The organism is Chitinophaga vietnamensis, assembly GCF_902167635.1.
Lineage (GTDB): Bacteria > Bacteroidota > Bacteroidia > Chitinophagales > Chitinophagaceae > Chitinophaga > Chitinophaga vietnamensis.
Genome location: NZ_CABHMS010000002.1, coordinates 284,193 through 306,496, shown reverse-complemented (window position 1 = coordinate 306,496; position 22,304 = coordinate 284,193). Strand labels below are relative to the sequence as shown.

The 22,304-nt window shown below is 52.1% G+C and carries 15 protein-coding genes; 2 read left to right on the top strand and 13 right to left on the bottom strand.

Annotation, left to right across the window (positions count from 1 at the left end):
* Positions 1-34: 34 nt before the first annotated feature.
* The 10 genes from FPG75_RS05805 to FPG75_RS05760 form a co-directional block, all read right to left on the bottom strand.
* Positions 35-1,909 carry a M1 family metallopeptidase gene (locus tag FPG75_RS05805; protein WP_143305808.1) on the bottom strand — a complete coding sequence of 625 codons (1,875 nt, stop codon included), beginning with the start codon at positions 1,907-1,909 and terminating at the stop codon, positions 35-37.
* Between the two features lie 108 nt (positions 1,910-2,017).
* Positions 2,018-2,962 carry a S41 family peptidase gene (locus FPG75_RS05800; protein ID WP_143305806.1) on the bottom strand — a complete coding sequence of 315 codons (945 nt, stop codon included), beginning with the start codon at positions 2,960-2,962 and terminating at the stop codon, positions 2,018-2,020.
* Positions 2,963-3,019: 57 nt separating this feature from the next.
* Complete coding sequence (locus FPG75_RS05795; protein ID WP_143305804.1) at positions 3,020-3,796, bottom strand: helix-turn-helix domain-containing protein; 777 nt, start codon at positions 3,794-3,796, stop codon at positions 3,020-3,022.
* A 36-nt stretch (positions 3,797-3,832) separates the two neighbouring features.
* The gene (locus FPG75_RS05790; protein WP_143305802.1) at positions 3,833-5,602 is read right to left on the bottom strand and encodes an SGNH/GDSL hydrolase family protein; all 1,770 of its coding nucleotides are present in this window, start codon (positions 5,600-5,602) and stop codon (positions 3,833-3,835) included.
* A gap of 12 nt (positions 5,603-5,614) precedes the next feature.
* Positions 5,615-7,147, bottom strand: coding sequence for a right-handed parallel beta-helix repeat-containing protein (locus FPG75_RS05785; protein ID WP_161596680.1), 1,533 nt, complete (start codon positions 7,145-7,147; stop codon positions 5,615-5,617).
* 236 nt (positions 7,148-7,383) lie between these two features.
* Complete coding sequence (locus tag FPG75_RS05780; protein ID WP_143305798.1) at positions 7,384-8,685, bottom strand: IPT/TIG domain-containing protein; 1,302 nt, start codon at positions 8,683-8,685, stop codon at positions 7,384-7,386.
* A 35-nt stretch (positions 8,686-8,720) separates the two neighbouring features.
* Positions 8,721-10,571 (bottom strand): RagB/SusD family nutrient uptake outer membrane protein, encoded by a 1,851-nt coding sequence (locus FPG75_RS05775; protein WP_143305796.1) that lies wholly within the window; start codon positions 10,569-10,571, stop codon positions 8,721-8,723.
* Between the two features lie 18 nt (positions 10,572-10,589).
* Positions 10,590-14,021, bottom strand: a complete 3,432-nt coding sequence (locus FPG75_RS05770) for a TonB-dependent receptor (RefSeq protein ID WP_143305795.1) — start codon at positions 14,019-14,021, stop codon at positions 10,590-10,592.
* A gap of 185 nt (positions 14,022-14,206) precedes the next feature.
* The gene (locus FPG75_RS05765; protein WP_143305793.1) at positions 14,207-15,328 is read right to left on the bottom strand and encodes a FecR family protein; all 1,122 of its coding nucleotides are present in this window, start codon (positions 15,326-15,328) and stop codon (positions 14,207-14,209) included.
* The gene (locus tag FPG75_RS05760; protein ID WP_143305791.1) at positions 15,329-15,877 is read right to left on the bottom strand and encodes a sigma-70 family RNA polymerase sigma factor; all 549 of its coding nucleotides are present in this window, start codon (positions 15,875-15,877) and stop codon (positions 15,329-15,331) included.
* A 523-nt stretch (positions 15,878-16,400) separates the two neighbouring features.
* Here FPG75_RS05760 and FPG75_RS05755 point away from each other — a divergent pair.
* Positions 16,401-17,351: a TolB family protein gene (locus FPG75_RS05755; protein WP_143305789.1), complete on the top strand. Its 951-nt coding sequence runs from the start codon at positions 16,401-16,403 to the stop codon at positions 17,349-17,351.
* Here FPG75_RS05755 and FPG75_RS05750 read toward each other — a convergent pair whose 3' ends face one another.
* The 3 genes from FPG75_RS05750 to FPG75_RS05740 all read right to left on the bottom strand — a co-directional run bounded on the left by FPG75_RS05750 (position 17,352) and on the right by FPG75_RS05740 (position 21,066).
* On the bottom strand, positions 17,352-18,329 hold the full coding sequence (locus FPG75_RS05750) for an ABC transporter ATP-binding protein (RefSeq protein ID WP_143305787.1): 978 nt from the start codon (positions 18,327-18,329) through the stop codon (positions 17,352-17,354). It lies immediately after the preceding gene.
* Positions 18,330-18,431: 102 nt separating this feature from the next.
* Entirely contained in the window at positions 18,432-20,123 is a 1,692-nt protein-coding gene (locus FPG75_RS05745) for a sodium:solute symporter family transporter (RefSeq protein WP_143305785.1), read from the bottom strand.
* A gap of 61 nt (positions 20,124-20,184) precedes the next feature.
* Positions 20,185-21,066 carry an inositol oxygenase family protein gene (locus FPG75_RS05740; RefSeq protein WP_143305783.1) on the bottom strand — a complete coding sequence of 294 codons (882 nt, stop codon included), beginning with the start codon at positions 21,064-21,066 and terminating at the stop codon, positions 20,185-20,187.
* A gap of 130 nt (positions 21,067-21,196) precedes the next feature.
* On the opposite strand from FPG75_RS05740, the gene FPG75_RS05735 reads away from it, so the two are divergent.
* A complete protein-coding gene (locus tag FPG75_RS05735) occupies positions 21,197-22,201 on the top strand; it encodes a LacI family DNA-binding transcriptional regulator (protein ID WP_143305781.1) in 1,005 nt (334 codons plus the stop codon).
* Positions 22,202-22,304 lie beyond the last annotated feature (103 nt).

Genomic DNA, 22,304 nt, shown 5'->3' with positions numbered 1-22,304 from the left:
TCTCACATCCTCACATTCTCACATTCTTACATTCTCACCTACTCCAATTATTATCTTTTGGCGTATAGTCCATAAACAGGCCGCCATCGAGCTTTACAGCTGTTAGCGTGCCTTTCAGCGGAATGCTGAGTTTCAGCTGCCGCGGATTTTTCTTCCATACGGCCGGCGTTTGATGGATGGTATCGGTGCTGCCATCGGCATAGGTGAGCACTACATCAAACGGGATGGGAAAGCCGCCTACGTTGTTGATCGTTAAACCGGCAATTTTCGTAGATGCCTGCACGTTATACAGCGCCAGGTCGATGTAATGATGACTGAAGAACCAGCTATCCCAGTACCAGTTGAGGTTTTCACCTGCGGCGGTATTGAAGGAATAGAAGAAATCCCAGGGGATAGGATGCTTGCCATGCCAATTGTTCATATAGGCATGCAGACATTTTTTGAAACGCTCGTCGCCCAACATATCTTTCAATGCGAGGTAGGCCAGCGACGGTTTGCCATAAGCATTGCTGCCATAGCTCATACCGCTTACCTGGTTAGACATGGAGATGATGGGCATATCTTCTTCTGTAGAAGGATCGCTGATGTAGTGGCGCACGCGGAACGCTTTATAGAAGCGGTCGGCCTGCTCCTTTCCCTTTTCGGCGATACCGATAAGATATTCGAAAGTGGTGGCCCAGCCCTCATCCATAAAGGCGTAGCGGGTTTCGTTGATACCCATATAGAAAGGGAAATACGTATGCGCGATCTCGTGATCCTGCACCAGCTGTGCAAAGATCAGATCATCACCTACCGAGCCATCATTCACCATCATGGGGTATTCCATATCTGCAAAACCCTGGAAGGCGGTCATTACCGGGAAAGGATAAGCTACGCCCGGCCAGTGATGGGAGAACCAGTTGAGCGCATAATGGGAGAAGCGCACAGAATGATGGAAATCGGAAGCGGTATCGTTGTAGGCCGCCTGTATGCTGGCCCTGCGGCCGGTGGTATTGTCCACCACCGTGCTGGCGGCATCCCATACGTAGTGGTTGCTCACGCCATAGGTTACATCGGCGATGTGCGTGGCGCTGAACTTCCAGTTGTTGGTGGCCTGCTGCGCGGTTACTTTACCATCACGCATTTCCGCGAAAGTAGCGATATGCTGTGTGCTGTCTGCTGTGAAAGAAGCTTTCAAACGCGCCGCGATAGCGGGTTGCAGCACCTCGTCGGGATTGAGCAAGTTGCCGGTGCCCCATACCACAAAGTTCTTCGGCACGCTTACCGTCACATTATAATCGTTGAAATCACTGTAAAATTCTGTGCGGTCGGTATGCGGAATATCGTCCCATCCGTTGTAATCATCGTACACGGATACTCGCGGATAGGCATAGGCCAAGTAGAAGGTGGTACTGTCTATCATCCCCTCACGGCCGCTTTGTACAGACACGTCGTAATGCCATTTGATCTGCAACTGTATGCTGTCTTTTGAAAGCAACGCCTGTGGCAGTTTTACCGGGCCTACGGTGCCTACGTCGTTATTGAAGCGCACCCCTTTGCCGTTGATGATCATTGTGTCGATGGTCACGCCGGCGGTAAGGAAATCTTTATCATGATAGCCGGAGCGCGGCGCTTCGTACTTGTGCAGGTTGGTGAGCATCCGTATCAGCAGGTAGCGCAGGGTATCCGGGCTGTTATTGATATAGCGGATGGTTTCCTGTCCCTGTATGGTCCTCGATGGCGGGTTCACGGCCAGCTGTATATCATAGCGGCCTTTGTTCTGCCAGTAGTTGGCTCCCGGCCTTCCGCTGGTATCGCGGGTTCCTTTCGTATAGGCGTTCCTGATATTGCGGGGCATGTACAGCTCCTGTGCGGAAACTGCCATTCCTGCCAGCAGCAATAGCAGCGTTATGTGCAGGTATTTCTTCATAAATGTTTTAATGGTGGCTACGAACATCGGGAAAATACATGGAAAAGACAAATCCCCAAATCCCAAAATCCGTAAATCCGTAAATCCATAAATCCATAAATCCGTAAATCATTTCAGCTTGTCCAGCACGTATTGCAGCGCACCGGCTTCGGGGGTAAGGATATCCGGCTGCACGCCTTTCCCTTCCCACGTCAGGCTGGTACCAGGCAAGGCAGTTTGTCTGATAGAAACAGAAACGATCAGCTCATCATTCACCGGGTACCATTCGTTCATATTGGCAGCGCCGGCAGAAGGCTCTCCTACCACGGTGGCGCGGTGTTGCGCCTGCAACACAAAAGCGAAGGCTTCGGCGGCGGAAACACTTTTCTTATTTACTAATACATATACCGGCTGCTGGTAATGCGGTATCTCGGGCCAGTTCAGGGTGGTATCGGTTTCTGCTTTTCCTTTTCTATCAGTGGACGTCAGCAGGCGGAGACCAGCCGGCAGAAAGCAGCTTTCAAATACAGCGCCGATGTCGCTGCCGCCGCCGCCATTGTTGCGCAGATCGATCACCAGGCTGCGGGTGCGGGCTACCAACTGCATAGCGGCATACAGCACCGGCAGGCTTTTCTTCGAGATATTGACCTGACTTAATTTGATATAACCAATATTGCCGGGCAGCACGCTCACCTCGCGGAAACCGAAGTTATTGGACTCGGCCTGCGGGCCGTAAAAGAAAATATCTACGCCGGTGGTGTCTTTTTTTTCTTTCATTTCCGCCACGGCATCGGGGGCGATGCGTACGTACAGATGGCCATCATGGCTGTAGTTGCGCAACACGGCGGTGGCAAGGGAGTCGAAGCCCTTTTCCAAAGTAACATTTTTAAAGACGCCTTTTTGATAGGCCTCGCGGAAATTGGCGGCAATGGCTGCGCCCCTGGCGGAATCCACATAATGATCCCGGATTTGCTCCGCCACCTTGTTCACCGCCTGCGCCATCCGGCCGCCGGATTGCGCACTTACCTGAAAGCATAGGAACAGCATGGCATAGCAGATATTCATCCAACGCATAAAAACAATTTTATGCTGCAAATATCTACTGCCCGCTCCGGTAAAAATAGTATGAAATTAGCCTTGCGCCCGCAGCGCTTTGGGCAGCACGCCGGTGAACCTTTTGAAGGTGCGGATAAAATGGCTCTGATCCGCAAAGCCGCACTGGTAGGCGATATCAGTGAGGGATATCTCCTCCTGCCGTATCAGGGTGATGGCATGTTCCGTTTTGATGCGCCGCATATATTCTCCCAATGTACAGGAAAAATAACGACGAAAATGTTTGGAGATGGTGACAGGATGCACCTGCAATATGGCCGACAGCTCCTGCAAGGTCGGGGTTTCATTCCAGCGGTCGTGCAGGATATCGCGCAATTGCTGCACCCATGGCGGCCTTGAGAGTTGGTCGTCATGATTGAACAGCGACAGCAACAACATGGTAATGCTGTCGTGTGTGCCGGCATCGTTGATGCGGCTCTCCTGCTGTATCTTCCAGATCACCGATCTTATCCAGGGATGATGTATGGAGAGATGATCGATGCGGAGATCATGCGCACGCAGGAAATCGTCCGAGATCTCCAGGTTAATGTTACGGGAAGGATGCAGGGCATGACGGTTACGGTGCACTTCTCCGCTTTGGTAAAACAGCACGCTGCCCGGGGAGGCCTGTATTTCCTGGCGTTTCCGCTGTTCACAGTTACCGCCCCGCGCAACGAAAGTGATATGATGATGCTCATGGCAATGCCAACCTTCGAATACCTTCCGGCGGTATTCTGTATCGCTGACGGTGATACCGTTTCCCTGCCAGCTGAAGGTATTATTGCCGAGATAAGTGGCTTGGGCCAGTTTGAGCATAAAGCGCTTTTACCGGCAAGTTCGGTAAATACTATCTTACTTCAATGCCGCTTGTAATTCTTTGCCCAATTTTTCATAGCCTGCCGCTACAGGATGAAGCCCGTCGCTGAAGAGCGTTTCATCGATCTTACCGTTCTTTCCCAGGAATACCGTTCCCGGGTTGATATACCGGATCTGCTGTTTTGCGGCCATGGCGGCAATACGTTTGTTGAGGGCGGCCACGCGTGGTTCCATATTGCGACGTGGCAAGATGCCGCTGATGATCACACCGGCCTTGGGTTGCCGCTGCTTTACAGCCTGTACCAGGTTTTCCAGGCCCGTCATTATTTCATCGTCGGTATTGCCTTCAAGGTTATTGGTACCGATCATGAGCAGCACATGTTGCGCATCGAAGCCATCGAGCTCGTCGTGCTGCACGCGCCAGAGCACATTCTCGATCCTGTCCCAGCCATAGCCCATATTACGCACGCCGAGCGGCGCGAGATATTGCTCCCAGGCGGCGGCGCCTCTTGGCTGTGGCGCTTTCGGCTCGCCGCCCCAGAAATGGATGATAGAGTTGCCCATGATCAGGTTACGCGGCGGATGGGTCTTGTTCATCAGCAACTGCTCCTGGTGCCGGGCGCGCCAGTCGTAGAAACCGTCGCGGCTCTGCACTACCGGGATAGTAGTGCTGATGCTGCCGGATGATTCGTTCAATATCTTCCGGATCACTTTTTCGTATGCCCGTGCCTGTTGGAGCATACCCGCATCATTGGGATGGATGCCATCAACGGTTGATTCTATGTCGAAGCCGATCTCTTTATCGGAAAGCAGGTACAGGCCTTTCTTTCCGCTGGCGATGAGCTGCGCGAAGGTTTTACGCAACACGCGGTTCACTTTCGTATACTCGTTGATGCGGGTGGTATCCATCAGGTTGCCGGGCAGGTCGCCGCCATGTTCTACGAACAGGATAGGTACGCCGGGGTGGCGGGCCTGTAGCATCTCCACGGCAGTAACGATGCGCGCGGCAACGGTATCATTGCTGAATTGTGGTAAACTAAGATTCGGCATGCAGTCCAGCACATAGATCTTTGCATCCTGTTCTGCGAGGAGACTGAGCACATGTGGCTCCAGTAGCCCGTTGCCGGAGAAGCCGAGGTTGAGCAGGGGCCTGTCGAAATGCCGGTTCAGGATGGCGGGCCAGGCGAGCCCCGGCCGCGTAGCGCAGGCGCCTTGTGCGATAGAGGTGCCGTATACGACGATGGGCTTTTCGGCCGACAAAGGCATCGGCGCGAACTGTTTGCCGCTGGCTACGCCGATCTCCATCCAGTTCACCGTATTGTACAAAGGCAGATAGAGACGGTATTCCACTGCGCGGTTCTTGAAGTTGGGATCGGCCTGTAAGTGCGGGAAACGGTATTCGATGGTGTCGCCAAAAGCGTAGTGGCCCGGCGCCCATTGCCAGGCGCCATCCAGCGAAAGGGAGTAGAGGTCTACCCCGCTCACGCCTGTTGCCGGCATATGCGGAAAGGCAAAGTTGCCTTTGCCCTGTACCACATAACGCACCACGATATCGGGGGCATCGCTGCGGAACTTGATATAAAGACCGGCGCTGTTATGCGAAAGGTTCCATACGTTAGGGTTCATGCCTTGCTGCGCACGCGGCGGAAAGCGGTCGTAGGGCGGCTGACCGGCTTCCTGCCATCCCTGTCCTTCTATTACGCGAAAAGGGCTTGCAGCGGGATTCCACCATTGCATGCCCTGTGAAAATGAGTGATGAAAGAAAACAAGTAATAAAACTAAAATAGAGATACTTCGATTTATCATAACGTGGTTTTGTTACGGAACCTGCTGCGCGCCTTTACTGATCTGGTTATTCATGATGCGTGCGTTGCCGTCGATGTCACTTGTACCATTCACCGCTGCGGAGATCACCAGCCCGGTATTTTTTGCGGGCGAGGCCGGACTGATATGCAGATCCGGGGTGGCGGTGCTCAGCAGCATAGGGTCCAGCCCATAGGTGCTGGCGCCATCGTTGGCGGAAGCGGCTTGCCAGTCGGAGAATTTCGTATAGGGAGCGCCGTTAGTACTGTTCCATATCCATTGCGGCGTGCCGGCGGTATAATACAGGTTGTTATCGATCACATTGCCGGAGCCCGAATTGCTGTACTTGTGTATGATCACATCTACCGGCCGCGCATATACGATATTATTCCTGATCACATTATCGAAACACTGCTCTGTAAGGCGGATCTCTCCTTCTATCTCTCCAAAAGCCCCTGCTTCCTTGTCGTTAAAATACAATGTATTATTTACAACATAGCAATTTTTTGTACCGCCGGTAGTATAGCCCAGGTAACCGCCCAGGTAGATGCCTGTGCGCACACAGTTGTACACGAAATTATTCCGGACAATGCAGTTGCTGGTAGGGAAAGCATCTGTTTCACTCACGATGCCGATCCCTCTGTCTGCCTCATGTATCCTGTTCCTTTCGATGGTGATATTGATCGCGCCATCTACATAGATAGCGATAGCGCCATGGCCGTGAATGCCGCCTATAGGGCCGCGCGTCATATCGATATTGTACAGTTCATTTTCTGCAATAAGGCCATTACGGGCATAGTTGAAAGCGGGATTGGCATTGGCAGCATAACCGCCGGCCGCATCGATGCCGATGTTCTCTGTATTATAGATCTTGTTCCTGCGGATCGTGAATCCATCTACATAACCATTGATAGTGAGGTTTTCGCTATACCCGGTTTGGGTATCATGTATCTCGTTATCTTCTACCACAATGTTCTTCATCACATCTGCGGTGTTGCCGATGATGAGGATGCCATGACCGCTGCGCCCATCAGCAGGCGCGAGGTTGGAGGCGATGTTGTATACCCTGTTGCGGCGGATGATGATATTACCTGATCCCGCATTGGCCACAATGCCGTTCACTTCAGTCCCTGGCGTGCTGGTGGTAAGATTGCGCACATCAAAACCTTCCAGCACCACATAGTTGGTATTGCTGATGGTCACCAATGCCTGCGCACCGCTAACAGACATGCCCGTACCATCGATCACCGGCTGCTCGCCCGCATAGGCCTTGAGCGTGATGAGTTTCCCCGACAGGCCAGACTTGCTGAACTTCACCTGTTCATTGTAAATACCATCCCGCACGATCACGGAATCTCCGGGGACGGTTTTACTCAGCGCCGTGTTGATGCTGCGCAAAGGCGCGTCGATGCTACCTTTGTTGGCATCGCTGCCGGTAGTGGCAACATAATAGGTGTGCGTGGCAGCTACTTTTATATCAGGTACGGCATCTGGCACAGAGCCTTTGCTGCATGCGGCCAGCAGCCATGCGATGGTGGATAGTTTCATGTAATGCGTTTTCATCAACCTGTTATTTAAAACAATAGCCCGGCAGGGAGGCAAATGTTGGTACGGGCAGCATTCATCAATTTCCGTTACAACACCCCGTCCCTGCCGGGCTACCAATATTGCGCCCCTACGGGGCGCTTGCGTAATCGATCCACCGTGGCTGCGCCCCGTAGGGGCGTCATATTGGTAGCATGCGATGCGATCTCACAACCATGCGCCCCATCGGGGCGCAATATCTATTCTGATACGATCTTCCTGATCCTGTTATTATTTTTGTCGAGCACATACACGACGCCATTTTTATCCACAGCCACACCGGTAGGCGCTGCAAAAGCAGCGGCATCGCCGATGGCGTCGGAATAGCCGGAAGAGCCGCTGCCGGCGTAGGTGCTCACATCCCAGGTTTTGGCCAGGATGAAGCGGATGCTTTGATCGGGATTGTAGGCGCCGCCATCCCAGGTGCCATTGCCTGCTACATACAGGTTGCCGGCGGCATCTACGTCAATGCCCCAGGGAAACGCGAAGCGGGCTACGGTGGCCGCGCCATTTACATAACCGGAACTACCCTTCTGTCCTGCCAGCGTGGAGGCCGACCAATTACCCGCCGCGAAGCGCATCACAATATGATCGCCATTGAGCGCGGAATAGAGATTGCCCGATTTATCGATGGCAAGGCCTGCGGGATAATTGAGGCCGTTAACGATCTCGGTAGTGCCGGTAGCCGTCAGCTGAAAGATGCTGCCAGGGCTGCTACAGCTGGAATAATATACGGTGCCGCTGTTTTTATCTACCGCAATGCTCCAGGGCGATTGTTTGCCCCAGCCAATGGTGGTAGCCGTACCATCAGGCGTGATCTTGCGGATATCATAGTTCCCCGGATCTACAGAGTAGATGTTGCCAGCGGCATCGATATCCAGGTCATAAGGCAGGCTGAATTTGGCGTTTGTACCTTTGCCATCGGCGTATCCGCCGTTGCCGGGGCTGCCGGCCAGCACGGTGACGTTACCGCTGCTATCTATCTTGCGGATACAGGCATTGCCTGGATCAGCTACATACACGTTGAGATTATTATCTACCACAATCCCCATGCTTCTATACCATGCCTGCCCGTTGAAATTGAAGCTGGCATCGGTACCCTTGCCATCTGCAAAGGCTGCTTTGCCGTTACCGGCAAAGGTTGTAACGGTACGTGTGAAGATGTAAGTAAATGGCGTAGTGCTGGCGATGCTGTCGCTACCTACTTTCACCACGAGGTTGCCGCTGCCGCATTTTTTTGGTACCACCACCATGATCTGGTTATTGTTGGCGCCCACGATAGCGCAACGTTTCCCGTTGATGGTCACATGCAGTTGCGAGGTATCGGAAGTGAAGTTGCTGCCGGTGATGAGCACAGAGGTGGAGCCGCCGCCGACAGCGGGCGTAAAATCGCTGATGGTCATGGGCGCGCCGCTATCGTGCTGCCCTGTATTGTCTTTTTTACAACCGCCGAGGGCTGCCAGGAGAAGACCGCCTGCAAGAATATATGAATGCCTGGTCATAGCAGTGTGTTAATTGTTAGTGATCGATGAAAAGCTTACCAGCCGGGGTTTTGCACCAGCGCACGGTCTCTCTCTATATCTTTCTGTTGGATCGGGAAGAGATACATCTTGTTATCCCAATATCTCTTCTGGTATAATTTCTTTTTATAGAAATCAGTGAAAGAGAAGCCGAGCCCATTATCATTCAGGTCTACACTCAACCCGTAGATGTTGGTCATCTCCTGGTTGCCCATCATGAGCCGGCGGATCAGCGTGTAGTAACGGTCGCCGCCTTCGAAGCACATTTCCACGGCGCGTTCGCGCAGGATATATTTGCGCATGAGGTCTTTGCTGCCAACTGCGCCGGGATATACTGTTTCGATGCCGGGCAGGCCTGCGCGGGCTCTCACCTGGTTGAGGTATGTGACGATATCAGGATTGCCGGGATCATATTCGTTCAATGCTTCTACATAATCCAGCAATACTTCGGCATAACGGAAAAGGATATACGGAGCGGGATTGCTTACTGCGTCGGCGCGGATATTGTCGTTCGGGCTCACATACTTCAACGGCAGGTAACCCGTGATCGTGCCACTGGTAGTGGTTTTCTGACCGGATTTGCCGTTGTAATAAAATTCTACCCTGCCCCTTCCATCTGCATTGGCATCGGAAGAATAATAGTTTCTGTCGTCGGTGGTGATGGCGGGTACTACAGGACGGCCATTATACGCCACATAGGCATAGAAGCGGGGTTCGCGGTTGGCGTACATGTTCCAGTCGCCTCGCTTCTGTTCCCAGGCATTGGCGCCATCGGTTTGCGCGAAGCCTGTTTCCACGTATCCGGAAGCCGGATCATCGATGGTGCGACCGTTGTTCATGGTGAACATATCCACCAGGTTCTGGGTCACGTTGTACATGTTGTAACCGCCCGGGCCGGGAGATACGCATTTGGTGTAACCCCATTTATACCAGTTTACGTGGGCGAAGATGATCTCATTGTTCCAGTTGGTGAGGAAGAGATCACGTACGGAGCGGTATGGATCAAAGGTGCTGCCGTTATTATCGAGGTTGGTGAACAGGCGATAGTGGCCGGAGTCGATGATGGCTTTGGCGGCGGCGGCAGCGATCTTCCATTTGTTGATATCATAGCCGGCGGGCGCAAGTGCAGTACCATCCTGGTTTTTCAAGCCGGCCATGGCAGGGTTGCCATTCCAGAGCGGACTGGCAGCCAGCTGCGCGATCTTGGCTTTCACCATCATACAAGCGCCTTTGGTGGGACGGCCATAGTTACCGGAAGAAGCCCATTCCGCCGGCAAGCCGGCAGCTGCACGGTTCATCAGTTCGTTGATGTAAGCGGTGCAGGTATCGAAAGGCGCGCGCGGATATTTGTTATAGTCGTCGTTGGTGCCCAACGTGGTGGTGAGCTTCACGAAGGGGCCGTATTGCCGCAACAGCAGCCAGTAGTAATATCCCCGGAGGAACAATGCTTCTGATTTGTATTGCCGCTTGAGGTCATCGCTGAGCTGGGAAGCAGGCACCTTATCAATATTCTCTTCGAAGATGATCGTTTTTCGTATAGCCGTGTACATGGACCCCCATATGTAGCCGTACCAATCGGAAGAGCTCCAGTTGCCGGCCGCCATCTGTCTTACATTGGTGGTGGCGATCGTTACAATTGATTCATCAGCGCTGCCGAAGATAGTCACCGCGCCATCGGTGCTGGCGCCATATCCATCTACATAACCATAAATATTATACAGATAGGCTTCCGCATTGGCGCGGGTTTGCCAGATCTGATCTTCGGTGAGGAGATTATCCGGTTTTTTATCGAGGTACTTGCTACAGGATGCCAGTCCCAGCGAGATCATAACGCAGCAGGTAAGTAACAGGTATTTACTTGTCTTCATACAAAAATCTTTTGTTGATTAAAATTGAGCTCTGAGGCCCATCGTCACAGTTCTTGGATACGGATACCTGGCGCCGTTGCTGCCGAGTTCAGGATCCCACAGTTTGAATTTTGTGAGGGTGAACAGGTTGGTACCGTTGGCATATAATTGCAGGCTGCTGATACCGCGGCGTTTCATTTCCGGTGTGATGAAATAATATCCTATCGTGGCCTGGCGCAAACGCATGAAGCTGCCGTCTTTCAGCCACCAGCTGCTGTTCAGATAGTTGTTATCATTGGTGCTGGCGATGGTGATACGCGGATACAATGCATCCTGGCGGGGATTGTCTTTCGTCCAGCGGTCGGTGACCTGTTCAATGACATTACCCGGATACTGTCCGATACCGGTGAAAGGCACTACGCCTACGCCGGAGGCGCCATAGTCGCTGAAGCCGATAGCTTGCCCGTTCGCCATAATGCCTACATCTTTCACGCCGGCAAATACGGCAGACAGCTCAAATCTTTTGTACCCAACATTGAAACCAAAACCGTAAGACCAGGTGGGGAAGCTGGATTTACCCAGGAAGGTAGCGTCGTTGGCATCTATCTGTCCATCCCCATTCAGGTCGGCATATTTGATATCGCCGGGAAACACAGGCCTGGATTGGCGCGGGCTCTTTTCTACATCTGCCTGGTCTTTGAATAATCCCTGGCTCACATAGCCGAAAAATTCGCCGTAGCGGGAACCTTCAAATTGCTGATAGGGATAAATAGCTTTGGGGTTATCAGCATAGATGATCTTGTTTTTCGCGTAGGTGATATTACCAAAAATGCGAAGCGTTACGTCTTTACCGAATTTATCGTTGTACTCTACGCTGGCATCCATCCCTTTATTCTGCATTTCGCCGAGGTTGGCATATACCACGGCATCTCCATAACCCGCGATGGGCGAGATGGTGCCGCGTGCCACGAGTATCTTGCTGCGTTTATCCTGGAAGGCATCTACAATAAAGGTCAGTTTATTCCAGAGACCTACTTCCAGGCCTACATCCGTTTTAGCAGATTTTTCCCAGGTGAGGTTTTGCGTACCGATCACGTTGGCCGCGATACCGCCATACCATTGCGGGTTAGCGCCGAAAGAGATACCGCCGCTGTTATCGATATACGTGAGATAACCGAAGCGGTTACCAGAGATCTGGTCGTTACCGGTAGTACCGTAAGAGCCGCGCAATTTCAACAGTGAGATGGTTTGTGTGAGCGGCTGAAAGAAATCTTCTTTGGAGATCACCCAGCCCGCAGATGCGGCGGGGAAATAACCCCAGCGTTTTCCTTTCTCAAAGTTTTCTGAACCGGTGGCGCCGATATTCAACTCTGCGAGATATTTATCCTTGAAGGAATAAGTAACCCTGGCAGCCGCGTTCTGGTTGCGATAAGGAATCGCGGACTTCAGATCGCCGGCGGAGCCGATGATCCTGTTACGGATAGATCCTACCAGCAAACCACCGAAGGTATGATTGCCGAAATTGCGATCGTAGGCAAGATTACCTTCGAGGTACATGACGCGCTCACCGCTGGAGCTGCTGCCATAACCGAGGTAAGTGCTGCCGGTGCGCACACGTTCCATTACAAGGTTGCCATTGGCATCGCGCGAACTTGCGAACCACAGGTCGTTAGTGCCTTTGCGGCTGTTGTCAAATTCTGCGTAGGTGTCAAAAGAAAAGCGTGCGGTGGCGGTCAGGCCTTGTGTGAGCGCATCGAGTTTCTGGTTGAGCGATAATACAGATTGAATAGATGGTTTGAACTCGGTGCTGTAACCGGAGTTCTGCACCATATTGAAAGGGTTGGCGCCGCCATTGTTGCGCGGGCCTGCCCACATGTTGTTCGGGTATTTAACAGGGAAGGCGATCGGGTTGGTAGCGTAAGCCTCATACCAGATACCGCCCGCCGGATAGCCCGGATAGCGGGCATTTACCAGCATGGAAGCAAGGTTCAGCGATAGTAAAGTTGTTTTGGTAACGTTCATATCTACATTACTCCTGAAATCATAACGCTTGAAATTCAGGTTGGGGTTGTAGTCGTTGATGTTAGACACCTTGTATTGTCCGTCCTGGTCGTAAAAAGACATGGAGGCATAGTAGCGCATGGACTCACCACCGCCGCTCACATTCACGTTGGCATTGGTCATGGAGGCCCAGTCTTTATAGATAGTTTTGATCCAGTTTACATTGGGGTAGAGATAAGGATCAAGGCCACTGGCTGTTTTCTTGATCACCTCATCAGAATAAACGGGTGAAAGGCCATCGTTTTGCCTGGCTTCATTATACAGTTTCATATAGGTAACCCCGTCGAGCATCTTGGGCATCTGTGTGAGGCCCGTGAAGCCGGTTTCCGCTTTGGCAGACACTTTAGGCTTGCCGGCCACACCGCGTTTGGTGGTGATGATGATCACGCCGTTTGCGCCTTTTGCGCCGTATACCGCGGTGGCAGAGGCGTCTTTCAACAGGGAGATGCTCTGTACATCTTCCGGGTCGATGTTGTTGAAAGCGCCGCCATAGGTGCTGTTCACATCATCGCGCTGCACGCCATCCACGATGATCAGCGGCGAGGTGCTGCCCTGGAAGGTGCCCACCCCGCGCAGCGTGAACTGCGGGTTGTCGTAACCCGGTTCGCCGCCGGCGTTTTGCATGGAGATGATACCGGATACTTTACCTACCAGCGCATTGGTGAGGGAAGCCACCGGCGCTTTCATGTCCTGCATGTTCACGGTGGATACCGCGCCGGTTACCGTTACTTTACGCTGGTTACCGAAGCCCACTACCACTACTTCATTCAGCTTGTCCACTTTTTCGGTGAGCGTCACTTTCAAGGTGCGGCGGTCGGCCACCCGCACTTCTGCGGGGTTCATGCCCATCATCGCTACTTTGATGATGTCGTCCTTCTTTGCTTTTACAGAAAAGGCGCCGAGCACGTCGGTGACCATCCCCTTGGTGGAACCTTCTACTGTTACAGTAGCGCCGGGGAGCGGATCGCCGTTCACATCCATCACGAGGCCTTTAACGGTGATCTCGTTATCCTGCTGTGGTGCGCTCTGTGCAGGCGCCGGCGCAGCATCTGAAACTTTGCGGTCCAGCACAATACGGTTCCGCTGGATCACATAGCTGATGCCTTTATCTTTGAACATAAAGGCCAGCACATCATCCAGTTTGGCGTTGTGGAAATTGAGCGTCACTTTCTCTGCGTCGTTGAGCAGCTGATTGCTGTACACGAGCGTCAGGCCGGTCTGTTTCTTGATCGCGCGGAATACTTGCAGCAGCGATACATCATTCCCGGTTAAGGTAACAGTTGACTGAAGGGAAGGTGCGTTCGCCTGTGCGGATGCAGCCGGTGAATGGGTGCACAACAAGCTGCATAACAGCAGCAGTGGCAACAGGCCGCGTACGCCCGCCAGGCATTGGCGTAGACTTTTTTTCATTGCGGGAATCATTTAGAATTTGCGGATTGCTTAATTGCTTGATTTTGGTTTCGCCAGACTACATGGCATAGCTCCTGACATCCGAAAATTCAAAAATTCGAAAATTCGAAAATCCAGGAATTGTTTTTCAATACAACTACAATAAGGAATCAAAATCGGGTGACAGGGTGAAGCAAAAATTTTTTTTATTTCAGATGTACTTCACTTCCGGAGAGATGGCATTCCACCTGCGCGGTGATGTGCAGGTCGGAGAGGAACTCAGGCAGCTTGTCGCGGTCCATAAGCCCTGTTACCGCCCTGGTGGCGGCTTCCGGCTTATCAATGATAAAGGTTACGCCGTAAAAACGGGAGGCTTCCGCGGCCAGGGTGGCCAGCGGCATCTTGTGAAAATAATATACGCCATTCATCCAGGCGAGCACGTCGTCGGTGTCAAAACGGGCCGAAGAAAAACCTGCCTGGCCGTAGGCCGACTGGTACCCCGGGTGCAGCTCCTGGCGCTCGCCATGCGGGCCATGATTAACCACGCTGCCTTCTGTCAGCGACGTATATACGGTACCGTTAGTGTAGGTATTGATATTGAAAGCGGTGCCCAGCACTTCAGTAGTGGTGAGCGGCGTATGTACAATAAAGGGGCGGGCGGCGTCTTTTGCTACTTTAAAATAGGCTTCTCCGCTTACATATACTTCTCTCGCGCCTTTGCCGAAGCGGAAGGGGAAACGCAGCGTGGTGGCTGCATTGAGCCATACTTCCGTACCATCGGACAGCAGCAGTTTGTAGTGATTGCCGGCGGGCACGGTGAGCAAGTTGCGGGATGTATCTTCCGAAGTATAGGCCAGTGTACCATGCTGGCTGTTGAGCACTGTTTTATTTACGGTGATGGTATGACTGCTGTCGTTATCGAGCGTAACCGCCTGTCCTGCTGCCATCTGTAAAGTGATCGGCGCCTTGGCTTTACTAACGATAGCGGCTATATTATTTTGTGGCGCCCTGGAGGTTTTGTGCAACAGGAACCAGCTGCCGGCACTGACGGCCAGCAGCACCGCTGCCGCTACGGCAGCGCGTTTCAGGATCGCATACCGTCCGCGGCTGCGGCGGTAATGCAGGTAGGTCAGGTCAGCATCGGTGTCAATATGATCCAGGTAAGCAGCGATATCATTCTTTTTATCTTCCGCTTCCAACAGCGCCCACTCTTCCCTGAAACGCGGGTCCGATGCCAGCAGCTGCTGTACATACGATTCCTCTTCAGGGCTCAAGGTACCTGTTAAACGTTGAAGGTATAATTGAAATATCGTTTCCTGCCGTTCCATTTATTGTGCTTTGTTATTGATCGCCAGCCGCAGTAGCTTCAGCCCCCGCTTGAGGTGTGTTTTAAATGAATTGATGCTGATGCCCATCTCATCGGCCGCCTCCTGGTAACGTTTTCCTTGCAGGTATACCATCTGTATGGCCACCCGCTTCTGTCCTGCCATATCATCCAGGGTGGTGCTCAGCTGTTTATAATAATCTGTTACGCCATCCTGCGGCATCTCTCCTTCTTCGCCTTCTTCCTGGTGATGCGAAAACGCCACCTGCTGTTGCAGGTGGACGCGCTGTTTCTTCAGGTGGTTCAAACAACGGTTTTTCACCGCCTGATGCAGATAGCCTTTTATATCTCCATTGAAATACAAGTATAGTTTTTTATCCCAGATGTCCATAAAAAACGTCTGCACGAGGTCTTTCGATTCCTGTTCATGACGCAGGAACCAATAGGCATTCAGACACAGCAGTTTGTAATACTTTACAAATAAAGCATCAAACGCGGTATGGTCGCCATCCTTCAGGCGTTGGACCAATTCTGTATCTGCTGGCTGCTGCATTAAATAACCGGAAAAGCCTTAGTGAATACTTTTTTCAATGTTCAATTGACTGGAATCCCGTATAATTTTCGATTATGGTTGAAAGCGGATATCTATCCAGATGTCAAGATAGAAAATAAAATTTATAAACAAAGATTTTTTTGAGGAGACAAAAAGCAATTTTCACCGGGCCTGCTGTGGCGCTATCTGCTAATTTTATTCCGCATTGTTGTTGTATATCCCGGGCTGACGCCCCTATGGGGCGTATGGCAGCGGAGTGTTTATGTTGGTAGATGAAAAATATGAACGCCGATATATCGCCCCTACGGGGCGACATGTTGGTAGCAAGCATCGTATCTACCAATATGCCGCCCCGTAGGGGCGGTAGCCATCGCATTGATCAGCTCCGTAGGAGCGATAGCCCGGGGGCGCGATCAACGACAACGGCATTGACGACAACGGCATTGACGACAACGTGATCTACAACAACGTGATCTGGATCGATCTATACAACACATCATTTTATTCCATCAATATATCGCTTATGAAATGCCTGCCGTTTTTTATCCTGTTACTGAGCAGCGCTGCATTGCAGGCGCAACATCCTTCCTATTATTCCAGCCGGCCGCTGCGCGAGCCGGTCATGTTTGCAGAAGGTAGCATCTGTACGGGCGACTACGACACTCATCCTTCTTTCTCACCGGGCACGGATACGCTCTTTTTTGTGAAGTGTGCGCCCGACTTCAGCACCTGGACCATCGTAGTATCCTATTTCAAACAAGGGCAATGGTCCACCCCTGAAGTGGCGCCCTTCTCCGGCAAATACATGGATGCCGATCCCTTCTTCACCAAAGACGGTAAAACATTGTTCTTTATCTCCAACCGCCCGCTCAGCAATGAAGGGCCGCCCAAAGATTTCGATATCTGGAAAGTGGAAGCCACCCCGCAGGGATGGAGCGCGCCCATACATCTCGAAGCGCCCATCAACAGCAACAAAGACGAATACTATCCCACCATGGCCGATAATGGTACCCTCTATTTCGGCTCCGGCCGCGATGGCGGAAAAGGCAACACCGATATTTACCGCTGCCCGCTGGAAAACGGGCAATACCGCCAGGCGGAAAACCTTGGCGACAATATCAATACCGCCGACGATGAATACGAACCCTTCATCGCGCCCGATGAGCGATACCTCATCTTCATGGCCACCCGCCCCAATACCGCCAAGGGCGATCTGTTCCTCAGCTATCGCCGCAACGGCCAGTGGACGCCAGCCGAACGTTTGCCGGCGCCCTTCAATTCTGAAAAATCGGAGTACTCGCCCAAGGTAACGAGGGACAATAAGTATTTTTTCTTTTCCAGTACACGGAACAAACTAACGGGCACGCCTGCACGACAAGAAAATGCCGCTGCCTTATACCAGCGCCTGCACAGTGCCGGCAATGGTCTTGGAGATATCTATTATGTAGACCTGGAACAATTGCATCTCAAATAACTACAGCAGCCACACCCGGGGATGGCGCAGCGAAACGAATACCTTATCACCCTGCTTCACCGCGCCTGGCGCGGTTCTTACGGTGATATGCTCTCTGCCTGCCTTCACCACTACATCCTCATAACCGCCGAAAAAAGCGGTAGCCGTTACCGTACCTTTGAGGGCATGCGTATCATCGGCAACGAGCTGTAACTGCTCCGGCCGTACGAATAATTGTTTACCGTTGAGAGGGAGCACTTCTTTAAATGCCTTGGCAGCAGCGGGTTTGAGCAGGTTATACTTCCCGAAGAGCGCCGCCGCATATTCATTCACCGGCTGGTTGTACACCTGCTGCGGCGTGCCTTGCTGAATAATACTGCCCTGTTGCATTACGATGATATCATCGGCCCAGGACAGCACATCCTGCGGATCGTGGGAAGTGAGCAGCACCGTGAGCTGCAGCTCCTTGCCAATATCTTCGATCACTGATTTCAGTATCGACTTATGGATCATATCCAGGTTGGAGAAAGGCTCGTCCAGCACCAGCAAACGTGGCACCATCGTGAGAAGGCGGGCCAGCGCCACACGTTGCCGCTCGCCGCCGGAAAGCTGATCGTTCTTACGTTTGAGGAGATGGGAGATGCGACAGATATCATAGATCTTGGCAGCGTCTTCGTCTATCAGCTTGTTATCACGATCCAATATCTCTTCCATGCGGAAATTGTTGCGCAGCTCGAAATGCTGCGACAGGTAGGCAATGCCAGGATGCCCTGGTATCAGCACTTCCAGCGGCCCTTCTACCCTTTTGCCTTCGAAAGTTACTTTACCTTCATCTGTTTGCACCAGTCCTGCAATGATCCGGAGCAAGGTGCTCTTGCCCGAACCTGTTTCCCCTGCAATGGCCACCCGCTGGAACCTTTGCTGCGTAAAACTCACGTGGTTCACCACCACCGCACCCTGCAGCCGCTTGCTGATATCCGATACCTGTAAAAAGCTCATAAACTATTATTGCCCGGCAAAGATAGTCTAGCTGAATTAATTATTACGTATTTGAAATGGAAGCCCTTGAAGCGCTTTGAGCGCTTCAAGGGCTGGAAACCGCTACCAGAACCGCACATAGATGGCAGACAGCAGCAGCAATATCGTTACTGCCAGTATCACAGAAGAAGGTTTTAAACGGAACATCTCTTTATCGATCGTAAATGCTTTCGTGCTCACTGCCGGCCCTGCGAGGCTAATCGCTACCATCACCAGCACAGTGATCGCAAAAGACCATCCCAGGCTGATGAAGAACGGTATCTCAAAAACGCCCTGCGCATTGCGGAAAGCAGAGTAGAGCCAGGTTTCATCTCCGAAAATATTCACCGCAAACTGGTTGAAAAACAAAGAGAGCAGGAAACCGCAGATGATGCCCGCCACCGCCGCCGCGCCACTGGTGCGCTTCCAGAACATGCCTAACAGGAAAGTGGCAAATACGCCCGGACTGATAAAGCTGGAATATTTTTGTACAAACGTATATCCACCCGCGCCGCTGATGCCCAGCATATCATTCCACGTAAAGAGCACCGCGATGAGCATCGCCGTTACGATGGTGAGCCGCCCGGCCCATACCAGCTGCTTTTCGCTGGCGCCGGTGCGCAGGTATTTTTTATAAACATCCAGCGTAAAAATGGTGGAGATGCTATTGGCCTTACCTGCCAGCGATGCCACGATGGCTGCCGTGAGCGCCGCCACTGCCAGACCTTTCAGCCCTGCGGGCAATAAACCAAGGATGGCAGAGTAGGCGCCATCTTTATGACCACCTTCCAGCTGCGGCAGGTAACCGTTCTGGTATAGCACATACGCCACAATGCCCGGCAACATCACGATCACCGGCATCAGTATTTTCAGGAAGCCGGCAAACAGGATGCCCGTGCGCGCTGTCTGCAAATCCGCGCCCAGCGCGCGTTGTGTGATGTACTGATTACAGCCCCAGTAGTTCAGGTTGCTGATCCACTGGCCGGCAATGTACATACCGAAGCCCGGCAATATCAGGTATTTGTTTACATACTCCTGCGTTGCGCCTGTTGCCGGTTTGCTGAACATCAGGTGAAAATGGTCCGGCGCCTGTTGCAGCAATACCTTGAAACCCGCGATGGCGCTGCTGCCCAGCCCGAATTTCTCGCTGGCATAAGTGAGCGCCATATACGTGGTGGCCAGTCCGCCGATGATGAGCACCGCCACCTGTATCACATCGGTATAACCGATCACCTTCATGCCACCGAGGGTGATGAGCACCGCAAATACTGCCAGCGCCACCATCACGAGATGGAAGTATTCGCCGCCCAATAGCCCGTTGATGGCCAGTGCGCCGAGATATAATATCGCTGTGAGGTTCACAAATACATACAGAAAAAGCCAGAATACCGACATGATCAGCGCCACCGTGCCATTGTAGCGGGTGGTGAGGAATTGCGGCATGGTGTAGATCTTGTTTTTGATATACACGGGCATAAAGAAGATGGCGACAATCACCAGCGCCACCGCGCCCAGCCACTCGTACACCGATACGGCAATACCGGCAAAGAAACCGTCGCCGCTCATGCCGATGAACTGTTCCGCTGAAATGTTGGAGGCAATAATAGAAGCGCCGATCGCCCACCAGGTGAGCGATCCTTCTGCCAGGAAAAAATTCTTTGTATCACTGCTGCCACCCTTCTTTTTCTTCTTGTAGATCCAATACCCGTAGGTGCTGATGATAATGAAATAGATAACGAATACGAGGTAATCGCCAAATGCAAGCTCTTTGTTCATAAACGTGGGAGTAATCAGTCCAGTGGCCCCTGCCGGGCCGCTGGACTATGAAATAACACTATTAGAATTTAAGCGTAGCAGGAAGATATTTTGCCACCAGGTCCTCGTAATACGGGCGCAATACTTTCCAGTCGGGCGGTACAGGGCTTTTGGAATAAAGATCGTAAGGGTTGAAAAGATTCACCCATTTGAACATTTCCCTGTCATGATCATCCATCAGGTGATCGTAGGCATGTTCGCGGTGTTGCGGGTAGAAAGAGTGATAGCGCAGCATGTAGAGCGCAGGTTCGGGCAGATGGTCTTTCATCATCTGATAGATGTATTCATCATGCCCCCAGCTGAGATGCACATTGCGCAAGCCGCAATTGGGCTCATACACGCCATATTTGGTATTATAATCCGGGTTGTTGATATCAGGATTATCCTTGAAAAATTCTGAGAACACGATCTTGTCGGAATAGGCGCATCCTACGGGGAAGGTATCGCCAACCACCGCCCATTGCGGCTCTCCGAACAGGCAGAGCACCTTGCCCATATCATGGAAAAGGCCGGTGAGCACCATCCAGTCGGGATGGCCATCCGCGCGGATCGCCTCTGATGTTTGCAGCAGATGCTGGAACTGATCGAGATCGGTATCCGGGTCGGAATCATCTACCAGCTGGTTCAGGAAGTCGAAGGCATCCCAAACAGACATCTCCCTCTTGTTAAAAGAGAGAAACTCTCTTTCTTTCTCCAATACGAAATTATAACACTGATGTTTATGGTTGAGACGATAAAATTCGCGAACAGTATCCCTGGGAGGAGCCTCATAATTGCGGTATTCGCTGGTATCCTTTGCTGTGGCGATATTGCTGGGATCAGGGTAACGTTCCAGCAGATCATCTTCCCACTGATCCAATGATGTTAAAGGTGCCGGATTGTCCTGATTGGGTTTGGTATTCATGGCGATACTTTTTTAACGTGAAATAATCAGAGCCTGTTTTCCCAAGTTGCGAATTTTTTTCGAGAGCATTGATTTTATTTACTTAACCGTTTTCGTAGCAATTTTCACCGATTAGTCCTATTATTACAATATGGGGAATGTAACGATCAGGATGTTGGCAGAAAAACTGCAACTCTCTGCGGCCACCGTATCCAAGGCGCTGAACAACAGCCACGAGATCAGTGAAGATACGCGCCGCCGCGTGCTGGCGCTGGCCGCCGAATACAACTATGTGCCCAACCCCTATGCGGGCAGCTTGCGGAAAAAGATCAGCAATACCATTGGCGTGGTGATCCCGGAAGTAGCGGATAATTTCTTCGCGCAGGCCATCAACGGTATTGAAGCCATTGCACAGGAAAAGAAATATCATGTGCTCATCTACCTCACGCATGAAAGCTATGAAAAGGAACAGTTTATCCTGCGCGATTTCCAGGGCGGCCGTGTAGATGGTATCCTTTTATCTGTAAGCGCTGAAACGCCCGGTGCACAGCATGTACGGGAATTACAGGAGAAAGGCATCCCCGTGGTGCTTTTCGATCGTATCCTGGACGAGGTAGATACTACCTGTATCATGACCGACGACCGCGACAGCGCCTATAAGGCCACGGCGCACCTGTTGCAATGCGGCTGCAAAAAGATCGCGTTGCTATCAGTGTCCGACAGCCTGTGGATCAGTAACAAACGGCGGGAAGGCTACCAGCAGGCGCTGGCCGCACATCATGTACCTTTTGAAGCAGCTGATGTGCTGCATTGCTGCAACAATGAAGCGGCCAACTATGCGCTCATCCGGGAGGCCCTGCAACAGGGCGGCTATGATGGCGTGATCGCGAGCGTGGAGCGCCTGTCGACCATCGTTTATGGCGTATGTGCCGAACTGCAAAAACGTATCCCGGAAGATATCAAGGTGCTTGGCTTCTCTAATCTTTCTGCTGCGCCTTACCTTAATCCATCGCTCACCACCATCACACAGCCCGCCTTCGATATGGGCAAAGCCGCTGCCACGGCCTTATTCCGGGCATTGAAGCACAAGCAGCTGCCGAAGGTAGAAACGATGGTGTTGCCCTCGCGGTTGATTGTCAGGCATTCGACGGTATAAATTGTCTGAACCAGGATTAAACGGATTAATAAGATTTTCATGATTTAACGCGGAGATTGACGGTGGCGGATTGGAGCGAAGAAGCCCTTGAAGCGCTTCAAGG